General features: G+C 57.9%; 14 protein-coding genes. 11 read left to right on the top strand and 3 right to left on the bottom strand.

What is annotated here, in order from left to right:
* Positions 1 to 95: 95 nt before the first annotated feature.
* The 4 genes from ACNJX9_RS31710 to ACNJX9_RS31695 all read left to right on the top strand — a co-directional run bounded on the left by ACNJX9_RS31710 (position 96) and on the right by ACNJX9_RS31695 (position 3,514).
* Positions 96 to 374, top strand: a complete 279-nt coding sequence (locus ACNJX9_RS31710) for a hypothetical protein (protein WP_439405926.1) — start codon at positions 96 to 98, stop codon at positions 372 to 374.
* Between the two features lie 139 nt (positions 375 to 513).
* Positions 514 to 1,506, top strand: coding sequence for a dTDP-4-dehydrorhamnose reductase (gene rfbD / locus ACNJX9_RS31705; protein WP_439405925.1), 993 nt, complete (start codon positions 514 to 516; stop codon positions 1,504 to 1,506).
* Complete coding sequence (rfbA, locus tag ACNJX9_RS31700; protein WP_439405924.1) at positions 1,415 to 2,296, top strand: glucose-1-phosphate thymidylyltransferase RfbA; 882 nt, start codon at positions 1,415 to 1,417, stop codon at positions 2,294 to 2,296. Before rfbD ends, rfbA begins: the two co-directional genes overlap by 92 nt.
* Before the next feature lie 219 nt (positions 2,297 to 2,515).
* Entirely contained in the window at positions 2,516 to 3,514 is a 999-nt protein-coding gene (locus tag ACNJX9_RS31695; RefSeq protein WP_439405922.1) for a hypothetical protein, read from the top strand.
* Here the strand turns inward: ACNJX9_RS31695 and ACNJX9_RS31690 are convergent.
* Positions 3,511 to 4,464: a glycosyltransferase gene (locus ACNJX9_RS31690; RefSeq protein ID WP_439405921.1), complete on the bottom strand. Its 954-nt coding sequence runs from the start codon at positions 4,462 to 4,464 to the stop codon at positions 3,511 to 3,513. The genes ACNJX9_RS31695 and ACNJX9_RS31690 overlap by 4 nt on opposite strands.
* A 121-nt stretch (positions 4,465 to 4,585) precedes the next feature.
* On the opposite strand from ACNJX9_RS31690, the gene ACNJX9_RS31685 reads away from it, so the two are divergent.
* The 4 genes from ACNJX9_RS31685 to ACNJX9_RS31670 all read left to right on the top strand — a co-directional run bounded on the left by ACNJX9_RS31685 (position 4,586) and on the right by ACNJX9_RS31670 (position 8,907).
* On the top strand, positions 4,586 to 5,359 hold the full coding sequence (locus ACNJX9_RS31685; RefSeq protein WP_439405920.1) for a WecB/TagA/CpsF family glycosyltransferase: 774 nt from the start codon (positions 4,586 to 4,588) through the stop codon (positions 5,357 to 5,359).
* Position 5,360: 1 nt separating this feature from the next.
* Entirely contained in the window at positions 5,361 to 6,485 is a 1,125-nt protein-coding gene (gene wecB, locus ACNJX9_RS31680) for a non-hydrolyzing UDP-N-acetylglucosamine 2-epimerase (protein WP_439405919.1), read from the top strand.
* Positions 6,478 to 7,740, top strand: a complete 1,263-nt coding sequence (gene wecC, locus ACNJX9_RS31675; RefSeq protein WP_439405918.1) for a UDP-N-acetyl-D-mannosamine dehydrogenase — start codon at positions 6,478 to 6,480, stop codon at positions 7,738 to 7,740. The genes wecB and wecC overlap by 8 nt, the downstream gene beginning before the upstream one ends.
* Positions 7,741 to 7,914: 174 nt before the next feature.
* Positions 7,915 to 8,907, top strand: coding sequence for an NAD-dependent epimerase/dehydratase family protein (locus ACNJX9_RS31670; RefSeq protein ID WP_439410156.1), 993 nt, complete (start codon positions 7,915 to 7,917; stop codon positions 8,905 to 8,907).
* Positions 8,908 to 8,965: 58 nt separating this feature from the next.
* On the opposite strand, the gene asnB is transcribed toward ACNJX9_RS31670, so the two are convergent.
* Positions 8,966 to 10,633, bottom strand: coding sequence for an asparagine synthase B (asnB, locus tag ACNJX9_RS31665; protein WP_439405916.1), 1,668 nt, complete (start codon positions 10,631 to 10,633; stop codon positions 8,966 to 8,968).
* A 75-nt stretch (positions 10,634 to 10,708) separates the two neighbouring features.
* Complete coding sequence (locus ACNJX9_RS31660; protein WP_439405915.1) at positions 10,709 to 11,632, bottom strand: thioesterase domain-containing protein; 924 nt, start codon at positions 11,630 to 11,632, stop codon at positions 10,709 to 10,711.
* Between the two features lie 410 nt (positions 11,633 to 12,042).
* Here ACNJX9_RS31660 and ACNJX9_RS31655 point away from each other — a divergent pair, with 410 nt between their 5' ends.
* Genes ACNJX9_RS31655 through ACNJX9_RS31645 form a run of 3 tightly spaced genes read left to right on the top strand, consistent with a single transcriptional unit; the run spans position 12,043 to position 16,435 of the window.
* Positions 12,043 to 13,185, top strand: coding sequence for an acyl-CoA dehydrogenase family protein (locus ACNJX9_RS31655; RefSeq protein WP_439405914.1), 1,143 nt, complete (start codon positions 12,043 to 12,045; stop codon positions 13,183 to 13,185).
* Complete coding sequence (locus tag ACNJX9_RS31650) at positions 13,182 to 15,107, top strand: non-ribosomal peptide synthetase (protein WP_439405913.1); 1,926 nt, start codon at positions 13,182 to 13,184, stop codon at positions 15,105 to 15,107. Before ACNJX9_RS31655 ends, ACNJX9_RS31650 begins: the two co-directional genes overlap by 4 nt.
* Complete coding sequence (locus ACNJX9_RS31645) at positions 15,104 to 16,435, top strand: methyltransferase (RefSeq protein WP_439405912.1); 1,332 nt, start codon at positions 15,104 to 15,106, stop codon at positions 16,433 to 16,435. The genes ACNJX9_RS31650 and ACNJX9_RS31645 overlap by 4 nt, the downstream gene beginning before the upstream one ends.
* Positions 16,436 to 16,509 lie beyond the last annotated feature (74 nt).

The raw sequence follows: 16,509 nt of genomic DNA, 5'->3' as shown, positions 1-16,509 counted from the left end.
AATTCAATGATGTCCGAGCGCGTGCGGGTTAATGGGGTCGTGAGCCTCATTATTTTACGGCTCCGACCGGAGCGCGTGTCTCGGGGAGGTGTGGAATGATCGATATTCAATCTCCGCCGCCTGCCTGGATTGCACCCGCTCCCCCCGGAATGGTGGAGCTGGAGTTGTCTCTTTCGCAAATCGATTTGCTCTGTCGGACCCTCGGTGCGGCAGCCGCCGAAGGAAAGCAGATCTTCGGCTGCTCTATGTGGGGCTCTGGAGGATGTTTGATTATTGTTCCCAAGATCGGCCGGGTGAGCTCAATGGAAGATCAGGCGCGCGTCCGCGAACACGAGGTTGCGCACTGCAACGGCTGGAAACACGAAGACCGATGATTGCCAAGCCGAGAGTCGCGTTCCTTCGCAGCAAATCCGGTTCCGACTACGCACGTGTCGGCTGATGAGGCGCGCTCGCTGGGCGATCTATGGCGGAGAATGTCTAGGTCTCCTGGCTGGCCAAGATTGAGGACTAAAAATGGCGCAGAGACCCATTCTAGTCACGGGCCGCAAAGGACAGTTGGCCAGGTGTCTTCATGAGGTTGCTTGCCAGCATGGGCGGCCGATAGTGGCACTCGGGCGGCCGGACCTCGATTTAGAAGCCCGCCAGGACATCGACAAGCTCGTCGCGTCTATCTGGCCATCCGTCATCATCAATGCGGCTGCATATACTGCGGTTGACCAAGCAGAAAGCGAAGTTGCCAAAGCGTTCAGCGTCAATCGCGACGGTGCAGCTGCATTGGCTGACGTCGCTTGGCAGATGAACATTCCGTTCGTACATCTTTCGACCGACTATGTATTCAGCGGCACCAAGCCCGACGCTTACGATGAATCCGATATTCCAGCCCCATTGAACGTGTATGGCGCCTCGAAGTTGGCGAGCGAAGCGGCGGTGCTGGCAGCGCATCCACTAGCGACCATCGTCAGGTGCTCGTGGCTGTACAGTCCGTACGGTGCCAATTTCGTTCGCACCATGCTGCGCCTAGCTGAGACGCGACCTGTCGTTCGGGTTGTCGGAGACCAAGTTGGCAATCCAACATCTGCGTTCGACTTGGCGACGGGTCTTCTCCAGGTGATTGCGCGGCTACCGTCGATCGATCGAAGGACGAGCGCGGGAATATTTCATCTCGTCGGGCAAGGTGAAACGTCTTGGTATGGGTTTGCAGAGGCGATCTTTGATGGGCTCTCCCGTCGCGGAATCCCGGTTCCCAAGCTCGAAGCGGTGACAACGGACGAGTACCCGACCTCGGCGCGCAGGCCACGGAACTCGCGCCTGGATTCGTCCAAGGCTGAACGCGTATTCGGGGTCAGGTTGGGAGCTTGGCAGCATTCGCTTGATGTCTGCCTCACTGAACTACTTAGCACAGCGGGAGAAGCGGATGCTGAAAGGAATTGTTCTAGCTGGAGGCAGCGGAACGCGGCTGTACCCGATCACACGGGTGGTCAGCAAACAGTTGCTCCCGGTTTATGATAAGCCGATGATCTACTACCCGCTATCAACTTTGATGTTGGCGGGCATTCGGGATATCTTGCTGATCACCACACCGTCCGATCGTCCCCAATTCGAGCGGCTGCTGGGCAGCGGTCGACAATGGGGCATTCAGCTCAGCTACGCGGAGCAGCCCCGGCCGGCCGGCCTTGCCGACGCCTTTATCGTGGGCGCCGACTTCATCGGAAGCGATCGTGTAGCGATGATTCTCGGAGACAACATCTTTTTCGGAAATAGTCTCACCCAGCTGCTCGCTAGGGCCGCGGAACGGGAGCAAGGAGCAACCGTCTTCGCGTACCATGTTCGAGATCCGGAGCGGTACGGGGTCGTGACATTTGATGAAGCGGATCGCCCGGTGCGGATTGAGGAGAAGCCCAAACGGCCTGTTTCGAATTGGGCGATTACGGGACTTTATTTCTTCGACAGCCGGGTCGCGCAGTACGCCCGACGGATAGAGCCCTCGGCGCGTGGAGAGCTCGAAATAACCGATCTGCAGATGCGCTATCTTGCGGCTGGCGCACTTCACGTGGAGCGCATGGGGCGAGGCTTTGCCTGGCTAGACACTGGGACTGTCGAGTCGCTCACTGAAGCCGCCGGCTTTGTGCAGACGCTGGAGCATCGACAGGGAATGAAGGTGGGCTGCCCGGAAGAAGTGGCGTTCAGACAAGGTTTCATCGACCGGAACGAGCTCATGACACTGGCTGCTCCGCTGGAAAAGAGTGGCTACGGCAAGTACCTCACCGAACTGGTGAGCGTCCACGGCCTCTCCTAACTTAACACAAGGAATGTTGGTCCGGTGGAAAGAATTCAGAACGGCTGCGTCACCCCCTTGAGACACCTGGTCAACAGACCGGTCTCGCGCAACGCGCCCATGATTGATTATGCTCTCAGGGGTCTACGACAATGCTGGATCTCCGAGAAGGGCAGATGGTCTCACATCTATCATCTCGATGGACGTGCTTCGCCGAATGAGTCTCTCCCGCACAGCGACGTGTTTTACACGCTCAACGTCCTCCTTGGCATGTCGCGCGTACGGGACATTCCCGACGATATCGATCTGGCACAAATATTCGATCGGAACGTCGATGAGCTCACTCGGCTTCCGGTTGCGAAATATGCTTTTGGCATGGCACTTTGGGCTGCGGCCGAGCTCGGATTCGCGCTACCTGAGCCGGTGAAGCGGAAGGTGAGAGCGATCTTGACCGATCAGACGCGCTGGAAGAGCTTCCGGGCCCAAGATTTGGGAATGCTGCTGATAGGGGTGGTAGCGCAAACGCGAGCTGGTGAGAACGAGTGGGCTGTATTTGCCGATCCGCTGTTCCGCTTTCTCAGCCATCGCTTTCGGAGCGAATCAGGATTGTTTTTTGACACGCCATTCGGCTTTCGGCGGCGCTTCGCTTCGTTCGCGACACAGATTTATCTCGCCATGGGCTGCTATGAATACGGAGATTTCGTCAGAGATGGCTATGCCATTCATTTGGCCGACAAGTGCGTACGCAAGCTGATCGCCCTCCAGGGGCCCCAAGGCGAATGGCCCTGGTTCTTCGATGCGACGACTGGCCGCGTACTCGACTTCTACGAAATCTATTCCGTTCATCAATTTGGCATGGGCCCCGCGCTGTTGGAATTGGCGGAGCGCCACAACGTGCGAGGCGCACGAGAGGCACTAGCGAACGGCTTCAAATGGGGTCTCGGGCAGAATCAGCTCGGCCGCTCCATGCTTGTGCCCAAACTCGGATTGACGGTGCGCTCGCACGTTCGCGCGCGGGAATACACAAGTAGGATTCCGAGGATGTGTCGCGCGTTGAAGAACGCCTACTTGGGACGCGAGACGGGGTTGATCGACAATTTGGATGTGCGGCTCCGCCTCGAATGTCGCAGCTACGAACTTGGCTGGATCTTGTGGTCGTTTGGTCAACGTGTCGACATGCGCGAGCTTACGCAAGATCAGGCGTTTAGCGATATCTCCGTGGAACGAGATACGATCTAGCGGTTCCAAATCACAGACCGTCTGCTGCGCAGCTGTGCAAACATCGCAATGGCGCGATGCGTTCTCACCGCGCAGAGAACGGCGGTCGCCTTGAGGCGGGCCGCGCCACCCGCGAGACGGTCGCTCATCATGATGGTGACGACGCCCGATGCGGGGGAGGCTAATACCAGCAGCGCCTGTGCAATCCAGCGCAGTCGCCATGCCGGATCTCGTTCTCTCATGTTTCGATAGTGAGCAATTTGCCGATCCCATTTGGCGTACAATTCCTGCAGGGAATTGCGTGCGGGGTGATAGACGATCATACCTGGGGTGTATTGAAAACGAAGGCCGGCGCAAACCGCACGCTGTCCCCATTCCATGTCTTCAGCAACGTCGACTCCCGCGAAGCGGCCCACGCGCTCGAAGTCGCGACGAAAGACCGCCATGTTGCCTGTCCCGGAGTAGCCGTGCCGTTCAATATATAGTTTGAACCGGTAGGCAAACACACTTTCATATGCGGCGATAGCGCTGACGGCAGTTTCTGCCGGGTGCCAGATCCGAACGTCTCCTCCCAAGATCGTGCCAGGCGGAGACACGGTCAGTGCGTCGACAATGCTGCTCAGCCAATTCGGGTCTGCCCTGCAATCGGCGTCGATGAATGCAAGGATTTCGCCTCTCGCCAATTCCACGCCGGTGTTGCGTGCAGGTCCTGGGCCCGGGGTGATCTCGCGGAGCAGTGTTGCGCCTGGGTGCCTGGCAATGGCTTCGATCGGAACTGTTGCGGAACCGTTATCGACCACAATGACCTCAAACTTGTCGCGGTCCAGCAGCTGGCGATCGAGGCTGCAGAGGCAAATCTCCAGCGCCTCAGCTTGATTTAAATGCGGAATAATTACCGAGACCGTCGGTTTAATCTTGGGCGGGGTGGCGCCGCTACTCCAGGCGCTTGTATCCGGCTTTTTTTCGGCCATTCGCCGCCTCATTTTTTCGCTGATTTTAGATCGCTCGCATATTAAATTGTACTGGACATTATATGCATTATAAATTTAAATCTATAATGTTTTGATTAGGTCAGTCGGATTAGGGGTTCCCATGCGTGCATCTTTTCTGGATTGCCCCATTGATATTCTCACGATGGACGAGACCGTTGAACTTGGGCGTCAAGCCATGCGGACACGAAAGCGACTGCAGCACGTCGCACTGAACGTCGCCAAGTTCGTCAACATGCGCTCCGATGCAGTGCTCGCCGCGGATGTGGCCAGCAGCGACATCGTCGGCATCGACGGCATGGGAATCGTCTGGGCCGCGCGAGCACTTGGGCTTCCGGTCACCTCGCGCGTGGCTGGCGTGGACCTCCTTTGCGAATTGCTGAAGGTCTGTGCTGAGGATGGTTTTAGACCATATTTCTTGGGAGCCACTCCCGCCGTGCTCGATCAGGCCGTTCGTCGCGTCCGCGACAAGCATCCTGCCCTCGTCTTCGCCGGTTGGACGGATGGCTACTTCGATGATCGCGAAGAGCGCGAGATTGTCCGAAAGATCCGATCGAGCGGGGCCGACTGCCTTTTTATTGGAATGCCCACGCCGCGCAAAGAGCGATTTCTCGCGGCTCACCGCGACGAACTCGGCGTACCCTACATTATGGGGGTCGGTGGCGCGTTTGATATTCTTTCCGGCGTGGTACGACGAGCACCGGTTCTCATCCAGCAGCTCGGCCTTGAGTGGCTGTATCGGATCTATCAGGAGCCCCGGCGCATGTGGTGGCGTTACGCAAGGACCAATACTCTGTTTGCGGCCATGCTAGCGCAGGCGATGATCATGCGATCGACCGTACAAGGAGCACTCCCGCCCAGCCAAGTCGGAGGATGAGATGCAGAAGCATTTCCTGATCCTGCTGGGGACCCGGCCGGAGGCGATCAAACTCTTTCCAGTGATCAATCGACTGAAGTCCGAAAACAGAAAGGACGTCGCGATCACCGTCTGCGCGACGGCTCAGCACCGGCAGTTGCTCGATCAGGTTCTCAAGTTGGCCGAAGTGATACCGGATTTCGATCTGGACATAATGACAAGCAACCAGACCCTCGATCATCTCACGGCCCGGTTATTGGCTCAGATCGGGGACATGCTCGAGAAAGTCAGGCCCACAAGGGTCATCGTTCAGGGCGATACGGCGACTGCGATGACGGGAGCGCTTTCTGCTTACTACCACAGAATTCCCGTCTCGCATGTCGAGGCTGGATTAAGAAGTGGAGATATCTTCGCCCCATGGCCCGAGGAGGTGAACCGAAAAATTGTTGGCTCGATTGCGGACCAACATTTTGCGCCGACCGAGCGGGCCGCGCAGGCCTTGCGATCCGAGAATATCCCGACAAACCGGATTCATGTGACAGGCAACACTGTCGTTGATGCGCTGATCCTTGCGAAGGCCAGGGTTGAAGGCGATCCCGCGCTTTCGGCGCGATGGAACGGGATTAGGCAGTGCCACGGAAACCGCCGTATTATCCTGGTCACGTGTCATCGGCGTGAGAATTTCGGAGGCGGAGTTCTCAACATCGTAGCTGCATTGGAGACAATCCTTGCACGAGAGGATGTTGCGGTGGTTCTGCCTGTTCACCCGAATCCAAACGTTAGGGACGTGTTCGTTAGCAGGTTCTCCAATCACCCGCGCGTCGTGCTCATTTCCCCTCAGGAATACACCGACTTTGTCAGTCTGCTATCACTGTCATATCTCGTCCTAACCGATTCTGGTGGCGTGCAAGAAGAGGCGCCGACGTTCGGAAAGCCGGTGCTCGTCATGCGTGACACGACCGAGAGGCCGGAAGGCATTGAGGCAGGAACCGCCCGCCTTGTCGGCGCGAGCCACGAGCGAATTGTGGGCGAAACATTCCGTCTGCTGGATGACGATGAAATTTATGCATCAATGGCGCGCTCTCACAATCCATTCGGGGATGGTCATGCGAGCGAGCGAATCGTGAAGGTTCTACTCGATGCCTGAATTTGCCAAAGTCGCAGTTCTTGGTCTCGGCTATATTGGACTGCCGACCGCTGCGCTGATCGCGAGCCGCGGTTTACGGGTCGTTGGAGTTGATACCAACGAGCGCATCGTGGACACCGTCGGATCCGGTAAGATCCACATTGCTGAGCCCGACTTGGACGGGCTGGTTTCGAAGGTCGTCTCGAGTGGAGCGCTCGCGACCTCCTGCAAGCCCCAACCGGCCGACGTTTTCATCATCGCAGTGCCGACGCCAATTGACGGAGAAAATCGTCCGGATCTATCAAGCGTGGATGCTGCCATCGAGAGCATCGTCGACCTACTTACACCTGGTAATCTAGTAATCCTCGAGTCCACCTCTCCGATCGGAACGACTGAAGCAATCGCAAAACGGATTGGTGAACGGAGGCCAGACCTGCACATCGGCACCAACGGCAAGGAGAACGGCGCGATCTACGTCGCGTATTGTCCGGAGCGCGTGTTGCCGGGACGCATCTTGACCGAGCTTGCCAACAATGACCGTTGCATTGGCGGCATCACCCCGGCGTGCACACGCCGCGCCCAACGCTTCTATAAGATGTTTGTTCGTGGTGCTTGCGTCGGCACGACGGCGCGGGCGGCTGAGCTGGTGAAGCTAACGGAAAATGCCTTCCGCGACACCAACATCGCGTTCGCAAACGAGCTTTCGTTGATTTGCGATAGGTTGGAGATCAACGTGTGGGAGGTGATCGACATTGCAAATCGCCACCCGCGAGTGAACGTGCTACGGCCTGGCCCAGGCGTGGGAGGGCACTGCATTGCGGTGGACCCCTGGTTCATAATCGACTCTGCACCCGATCTGGCGCGTATCATGCGGATGAGCCGCGAAGTGAACAAGACCAAGACGCGCACGATCATCGAGCGTGCGGAGGCGCTGATCGAGGAGAATTCTTACGCCCACATCGCCTGCTGTGGCTTGACCTTCAAAGCCAATGTCGACGACTTGCGCGAGAGCCCGGCGCTGGAAATAGTTTCACATCTAGCGGGAAAGTATGGTTCGCGCATAAAGGTGGTCGAGCCAAATCTTCGACGGTTGCCACCGGAATTGGCTGATTGCCGGGTCGGCTTTGTGAGTATCGACGAAGCGCTACGAAGCTGTGAGGTGGCCATCATTCTTGTCGATCACGATGAATTCAAGATGGTCCCCTTAGCTGAACGCCGTCATCTTGACGTCATCGATACGCGCGGCATTTGGCAGGATATGCCGATGAGGGCGTAGTCCCTCCGATGTTGATCACCGAGATGGACCCGCTTCATGTCAATGGCTTGTCCCGATACCTTGGTAATCATCGAGAAAACCGCCAAGGCTTGCAAAGCGAGGGTCGCGAACACCTCGGGCTTAGGATGTTTTAGATGCCTAGTTGCAGACTAAAGGAGAGTGGCGTTGAGTGATCTGAAGGGCAAGCGCATTCTCGTCACGGGCGCTTCCGGCTTCATCGGATCGCATATCGTCGATCTGCTGTGCGAGGAGGGCTGCATCGAGATCGTGGCACTCGACAACATGCTAACGGGTCGACCGGAGAACCTGCGCAGAGCGCTGACTCGAGGGCCGGTGCGGGTGGTACATGGCGACGTGCGTGATATCAAGCTGATGGCCGCGTTGACCAAGTCGACTGACATAGTCTTTCACCAGGCCGCATTACGCAATGCCCGTTGTGCTGCGGAGCCGCGCCTCTTCATGGAGGTCATGGTAAGTGGCACGTTCGAGCTGCTTGAGCTTTGTGTGAAGCACGACGTCGAGAAGGTCATAGCGGCCTCTTCAGCTTCCGTGTACGGCTCGGCAGAGGAACTGCCAACCACGGAGCGTGAAGCGCCTTACCGGAACCGTACTCTTCATGGTGCGGGGAAGGCTTTTAGCGAGGGATTGTTGCGCGCCTATAACGAGATGTATGGTCTGGACTACGTCGCGCTCCGATACTTCAACGTCTATGGCAGTCGAATGGGCATTCACGGCCGCTACACTGAAATGCTGATTCGTTGGATGGAGCGAATTGAGGCGGGATGGCCTCCTATCATCTTCGGCGATGGTCAGCAGACGATGGATTTTGTGCACGTACGTGACGTTGGCCGCGCCAACATACTTGCGGCCAAGGCTCATGTCACCGACGAGGTATTCAATGTGGGGAGCGGCACGGAGACCAGCCTAACGCAACTCGCGGAGGTGCTCGTAGAGATAATGGGGCGTCGCGGACTGGCCCCAGAGTTCGCTCGCGAGCGTTGCGCCAGCCCTGTGCCGCGTTGGTGCGCTTCAACTGGGAAGGCGGAGCGGTTACTGGACTTCCGTGCGTCCATGTCGCTCGAAAAGGGCCTTGCCGAACTGGTGAAATGGTGGCGGCTCGAGCGTGGACTCGCGGCAGATCGTCACAGATCCGAGTTGGCCTCGTAACTCCCGCTAACCGCCTGCCGTGATCTGTCGAGAGTATCGCTGCGCGTTCTGGCGCTGCTCAGATGGCATCGATGGCACACACGTGGATCCCCTTGACGGCTCTGCCGGATGGATCATCCATTTTTGTGAATTCCTGCGACCAGCGGAACGCAGCGGGGCTCGAACACGCAATGGACGGCCCGACAGGTACAGTCAAACAAGCCGTCGGGTTCTTGAAGATGGTGTCAAAGATCATTCTATAGAGATATCCCTCCTTCGAGGTCGGCGTTTGCTTCGGAAAGCGATCCGCGGCCTGGGCCAGCATCTCATCGGTGACTGTTTGCGCCGCCTGTTGCTTCAGGCAATCAATCCAGTTGTACCCGACTCCGTCCGAGAACTGCTCCTTCTGGCGCCACAGGACGTCTTCCGGGAGGAGATCCCGAAATGCCTCCCGTAGTATGTACTTTTCAATTCTTTTGCCCGGACACATCTTGTCGGCGGGGTCTATGGACATTGCGTAATCCAGAAAATCCTTATCCAGGAACGGTACGCGTGTCTCCACCCCCCACGCTGCCGTGGCCTTGTTGGCGCGACAACAATCATATTTGCTGAGCGCGAATAGCTTGCGTACCGTTTCCTGGTGGAACTCCTCGGCGGTCGGGGCCATGTGAAAATACAGGTACCCCCCGAACACTTCGTCGGCGCCTTCCCCCGAGAGGACCATCTTGATTCCCATCGATTTTATCCTGCGGGCCATCAGGTACATCGGAGTGGCCGCGCGGATCGATGTGACATCAAAGGTTTCGAGATGGCGGATAACGTCCTTGAGGGCATCGAGGCCCTCCTCGATCGTGAAGATGATCTCGTGATGCACGGTACCAATGTGCGCCGCCACCTTCCGTGCATACTGCATGTCCGGAGCCCCTTCGAGGCCGACCGAGAACGAGTGGAGCCGCGGCCACCATGCCTCCTCGACTTCTCCTGTTTCAATTCTCTTGAAGCGATGCTGCGCGACGATTGCGGCGATTAGCGACGAATCCAAGCCACCTGATATGAGCACGCCATACGGGACATCGCACATCAGCTGCTGTTTGACTGCGGAGTCAAGAGCAGCTCGCAGGGCCGGTAAAGAGACCTTTCGCGCGGGGACCGTGTGTGCCCACTCGGGATCGTACCACTTCACGAACTGTCTATCGCGACTTGTGTAATAGTGGCCCGGTGGGAACTCTTGGATCGTTTCGCATACGTCATCCAGCGCCTTCATTTCGCTTGCGACGTAGCTCGTTCCGTCGATGCCCCATCCTATATAGAGAGGAACAATGCCGAGATGATCTCGGGCAATGAAAAATTCATTCTGCCTTTCGTCAAACAATGCAAACGCGAAGATGCCACTTAACATTTTGCATACGGCAGGCCCATATTCGTCGTATAGGTACAGAATGATTTCGCAATCTGAATTCGTCGTCCACGGGTGGGCGCGCTTCAGCTCTTGACGCAACGCGAGGTGGTTGTAGATCTCCCCATTCACGGCGAGCACGCGGCGGGCACTTGAATCGATGAGGGGCTGCGCGCCGTGGTCGACATCGACGATTGAAAGTCGCTCGTGAGCAAGCACCGCGCGATCGTTTACGTAAACTCCACTCCAGTCTGGGCCCCGATGTCGGATGGTCTTGGCCATATCGAGGGCGCGGGCGCGCGCAAATTCCAGCGATTCCTTAAATTCGAAAAGTCCGACAAAGCCGCACACGATGTTTGTCCTATTGCTTGGAAAAAATCGATTGCTCGAAGACCGGATCCGCGGCGTGAAAAAGATTATGCAATGCTAATTCTGAAGTTGATCTAGCCTTCGTTGAACCGAAGCAGCAAGGAGGCTGACTTTGGGTCCGAGCAAGAGGTCATTGACGGGGTAGTCGCCAACGTGATGCTCGCGCAGGCTTCGGGCAAATCGTCCCCATTGGTGGGATCGGTGCCACTTGTCGCCCGTGACAAATAGGTCGACATGACCGGGATAAGGGCGCGGCGCGTATTTGCGGACCGCCGCTACGGTGGCGCTTTCGACCCGTTCTCTCGCCCTTCGTGCAGCGGGGTCCATGAGTGCTTGGGCCCGCTGCCGCTCCAGTCGTTGCCGCAGTCTGCGTAAGAACTCTGCGGGCGCCAGCGCAGTCGCATAGCCGGCAAGGCGAACCCACAGCAGTGAGGTGCGCCCGAACACCGCGGGAAATGGGCTGCCGATGAGCGCGAGGAGGGAGACCTCATGCCCCGCGGCGACGAGCTGTTGTGCAACCTCGAATGCAAGGGTCCCGCCAGCACAGTGGCCCGCAATTCGATAGGGGCCGTGAGGCTGATACCGGCGTATCTGCTCGATCTCATAGCGCGCCAGCGCTTCGATGGAATGCAAAGGTTCGGTCCCGTCGAGCCCTGGTGGCTGAACGCCGATAACCGGCTGCGCAGCATCCAGGTGGCGTGCCAATGGCAAAAGACAAAAGACATCGCCAGCGTGACCGGATACAGCGAAAATCGGCGCCCTACTTCCCTCTGGCTTAATCGGAACAATGGAGACAGGTCCGCTCTGCAGCGCCTCCGCCTGGCGCAGCAAGGCGATTATCTCGTCCTTACGGCCCTTCAGCGCTTCGCGCAATGCGAGGTCGAGCGCCCCCACCGGCGCGCTGCACCTGAGCTGGGCATTCTCAATCCACAGCTTCACGTCTCGGGATCGAAGCGTCGACAGCAGTGCGGCAGCATCCATTACAACCAACCTCTCGCGCAGGCGTTGACCACTAAAGTGCGTCCTCCGCCTCGGCCCTCCAGCCGCTTCTCTCCACTCGAGTCAGCAAGCGGCATTGTTACTTTAAAATTTAATATATGGCAATTAAATCCATGAAAGAAAATACTTGCGAATTATTATATCTGTGTCAGATTAATAATGGCGATGCTTTTTTGGTATTTCCGTTGAGTTCTCGGCGCGAAGTGCATTGGGCGTTTAAATATGAATTTAATACAGCCATCATTTCGGCCGCGGTTGGCTTCCGGGCGATCGGAGCGCTCGGTGGGCATGCTTGCCATCGAAGCAGAATCCGGACTCGCAAAATGGCCTGACCGATATCGTGGCGATCCGCGGATCCCGACCAAAAGCTGCGCGGAAGAGAAGTGGCTCTGATGAACTGCGAAGCGCCCTGGACCACCGATGATACGCGGGTCTTCAGGAAGACGGCGCGCGAGTTCATTGCAAAGGAGTTTCTCTCGCGCCAGGCCCAGTGGGATGAGCAGGGGCGGCCCGATCGGGAAGCATGGCGCAAGGCAGGCAGGGTCGGCCTGCTGCTCCCAGACGTACCGGAGGAGTACGGCGGGGCTGGTGGGACGTTTGCTCACGAGGCGGTTGTCATCGAGGAGCTCGCCCGGGCAGGAATTCATTCGGGCTTTGGTGTTCAGAGTATCGTCGCGCACTACATCCTTGCTTACGGTAACGAGGAGCAGAGGCGCCGTTGGCTGCCGGGTATGGCCGCCGGCGAGCTGATCGGCGCAATTGGGATGACGGAGCCCAATGCGGGATCTGATGTTCAGGCAATTAAGACAACGGCCCGCAGGCAAGGAGATGAGTACATCGTCAATGGCTCCAAGACGTTCATCACGAATGGCTCGCAGACGAACCTTCTCTGCCTGGCCGTCCGGACAGGGGGGGCGGCGCCGGGGCCAAGGGCACTCTCTTTGCTCGTGTTGGAAACCAACGATTTGGCAGGTTATCGGGTCGGACGTTCGCTGCACAAGATAGGTCGACATTCACAGGACACGACCGAGCTGTTCTTCGATGATGTGCGCGTGCCGGCCCGAAATTTGCTCGGTCCGAGTGAGGGTAGGGGATTGTTCCAGATGATGGATCAGCTCTCCTACGAGCGGTTGTCAATCGCAGTGAGCGCGGTCGCCGCCGCGGAGAGCGCGGTGGACCTAACGACGCGCTACGTGAAGGAGCGCAACGCATTCGGCAAGCCGCTCATCGATCTGCAGAACACGAGGTTCAAGCTCGCAGAGTGCAAGACCGACGTGCACATCGGTCGGATCTTCGTGGACAAGTGCATTCAGCAGTTCATCGCGGGCCGGCTCGACTCGATCACTGCGGCGATGGTGAAGTACTGGCTCACCGAATGCCAATGTCGAGTGATCGACGAGTGTGTGCAGTTGCACGGCGGTTATGGCTACATGCAGGAATATCCGATTGCGCGGATGTGGGTCGATAGCCGCATCCAAAAAATCTACGCCGGATCGAATGAGATCATGAAGGAAATCGTAGGGAGCTCTTTATGACGACGCTGAGCGAGGTCCGGGTGCACGGGGCGACGAAGGCTGCAGGATGGCAATTGGACCATCTCGTCAACAACAACACGCGGGCCGAGTTCCCGCAGGTCTGCGCACACGAACTGTTCGAACAGCAAGTCAGTCGTGAACCGGCGGCGATCGCATTGGAGCATGGCCGTGTGCAGATCAGCTATCAGGAGCTGAACGAGCGCGCCAATAAAGTGGCTCATCACTTGCGTCGAAGTGGGGTTGGGCCAGACGTGCTGGTTGGGGTGTGTTTCGACCGCTCTCCGCAAATGGTCGTCGCGCTGCTCGCAGTCTGGAAGGCCGGGGGAGCCTACGTGCCCCTCGATCCGAGTTACCCGCTCGAGCGACTTGCGTTCATGATCGAAGACTCGCAAACGCCCATCCTACTCACCGAGGAGAAGCATCGGCGGCTCTTCGAGGCGGCGGCCACCAGGCTGATCTGCCTTGATTCCGATTGGCCGATGCTGTCCCGAGAGCCGCGCGAGAATCCCTCGCCCATCACGGCTCCAACGAACCTTGCTTACGTGATGTATACCTCCGGCTCGACCGGCAAGCCCAAAGGGGCCATGATCCTTCACCGCGGCCTGGTCAATTACCTCTGGTGGGCAATCAAGGCCTACGAGGTCGGGCCCGGGAGTTCGGTGCCCCTTCACAGTTCTATCTCTTTCGACCTCACAGTGACCAGTCTGTACACGCCCCTTCTGGCGGGTGGGTCCGTCGAGCTGCTTTCCGAGGACGTTGCAGCGCAGAGCTTGGTGGCTGCGCTGCTCAGATCGGGGGATCGCGGACTTGTTAAGATCACGCCGGCGCACCTGGAACTGCTGAGCCGTCAGATCGATCGCAGCGAGGCCGCGAACTTTTCACGAGCTTTCGTGATCGGAGGTGAAAATCTGCTGGCCGAAACTCTGCAGTTTTGGCGCGATGCTGCGCCTGATACGAGACTGATCAACGAGTATGGTCCGACTGAAACGGTCGTAGGTTGCTGTGTCTATGAGGTGCAACGCGGAGATCCCAGTACGGGATCTGTACCTATAGGGCGACCCATCGCAAATACCCAGTTGTACGTCTTGGATGCGAGCTTGGAGCCGGTCCCTCCTGGGGCAACCGGTGAACTATATATCGGCGGTGCAGGTGTAGCGCTCGGGTACCTGAACAGGCCTGAACTGACGGCAGAACGTTTCCTGGCAGATCCGTTCAGCCGTGACCCTGAAGCACGCCTATACAAAACAGGAGACCTCGCCCGCTACCGCAAAGACGGCATGCTTGAATATCTCGGGCGCGTGGACGATCAGGTTAAGATCCGTGGCTATCGAATAGAGCTTGGCGAGATCGAGGCAGCCCTTGCATCTCATCGCCGTGTTCAGTCATGCACAGTTGTTGCGCGGGAGGACGAGCCGGGAAGAAAGATTTTAGTCGCGTATGTTGTCCCGCACGATTCAAAAACATCAAGTGGTGACGAGCTTCGGGCATTTCTGAAGGACACGTTGCCGGAGTATATGATTCCTGCCCAGTTTGTATTCCTTGACTCGCTTCCGCTTACACCAAATGGAAAAGTGGATCGCAAGGCCCTGCCTGTGCCATCGAGAGAAAGCCTGGCGGCAGGAAAGGGTGGAGCACCCAGGAGCAGGAGCGAGGAGACGGTCGCGGAGATCTGGAGCGAGCTGCTGAAGGTCGATGGAATTGGTATTCACGACGATTTCTTCGACCTCGGGGCAGATTCGTTGACTGCCACTGCTCTGGTCGCAAAAATTCGCGGGGCCTTTAGCGTCGAACTCAGTCTCGCGAGCCTGTTCGAGAGGCCGACGATCGCGGGAATCGCGGAAATGATCGACGTGCTCGCGCTTGCGCGCGGAGGCCCCGGGGCGCAGGCCACGTTAGGCCAACGTGAGGAGTTCACGCTATGACGGAAACTGTTGCGCTCTTGTCCGCCCTCCGGCAACGCGATGTGAAACTCTGGATCGAACACGATCAGCTCAAGTGCAGTGCTCCAGCTGGCGCACTTGATGCCGAAATGCGGGCGAGCTTGGTTAACCAAAAGGACCAGCTCTTGGCCCTGTTGCGGCAGTCGAATGGCAATCCGGCTGCGCCAGAAGAACCCGCACCACCGCTCCTGCCGACCATTTCTCGCGAGGTCGGGTTGCCCGTGATCCCGGCCAGGGATGAGCAGATGTCCGACTTCGTCAGCGCGCTACGGAGCTGCGGATACGACCTCGCGAAATGCGCTGCACGCCTCGGCGTGTTCCCGCGGCTGGGCGTAAATTTTTGGGAGAGGATGAGATCGAACTGGAAGCCTCAGCCGGATGACCCGATCGATAACCTGATTACGCTGTTCATCGACGGTCACCCGGTAAGGGCGGATCTCCTGGCCCGCCAGATTTCAGCCTCGTTCGTAGATACGGCCCTTGAAATGAGGCTGGTTGAAGAACGGGGCCATTTGCTGAGCGCGAACCTATGCCTGTTCCCATGTTTCGGGAAATACATCGTCACCGATCAGGCGGCGAAAAACACGGCCATCAACCAGGTTATGTGGCTTTGGGGGGAGAGTTTCATTTTAGGAGGCTTCGTCGACCGGAAAGTGCGCAGGCGCGGCATTGATCTCGGGACCGGTTCGGGGGTGCACGCGATTCTTGCCAGTGATCACTGCTCGCAGGTGGTCGGCGCAGACGTCAGCTCTCGTGCGATTGCTTTCTCCAATTTCAACGCGCAGCTGAACGGGAGCAAAAACATTGATTTTGTTCTGAGCGACCTGCTCGATTCGATCGATGGGTCATGCGACCTCCTGATCGCCAATGTCCCCTATGCCCCCGACACCGCAGCCAGAGCAGGCGACAATTTCTGGAGCGGCGGCATTGATGGCACCGACCTTTTGAGGAGAGTTGTTGAAGCCCTTCCGACAAGATTGGAGAGGGATGGGGTCGCCCACATCAACTCGCTGTTTCCGAATCCTCCGGGAACGCAGATCAAGGATCACTTTGATGCGTGGTTGGGAGGAAAACTCGGCGAGTGGCAGGTGTTGGATCACACGTGGGCAGTGCCACGATATCAAGACCTGCTTTCCGACAAGCCGTACGAGGGGGACAAGAGCGCTTGGCGTTTTGGCGTCGTGAGCTTGCGTCGTTCTGGCGGCGGCAATGGCTGGTGGAAGGAACTCGCCGGACGGGGGCGGTTTTTCCGACCCGACGGAAGCTGCGCCGTCGTTGCTGATCACGAACTTCATCAAGAGGCGCCGTAGATCGCCAGGAGTGAGCCGGCGCAGGGCGGTGCTGAGCGGCCCTGAACGTTGGTACGATCAGGTCAGCGAAGGTG

Origin of the sequence: Bradyrhizobium sp. BLXBL-03, assembly GCF_051853015.1 — a bacterium.
In the GTDB taxonomy this organism is placed as follows: Bacteria; Pseudomonadota; Alphaproteobacteria; order Rhizobiales; family Xanthobacteraceae; genus Bradyrhizobium; species Bradyrhizobium manausense.
The sequence above is the reverse complement of the archived record's forward strand: the minus strand, read 5'-3'. Positions and strand labels throughout refer to the sequence as shown.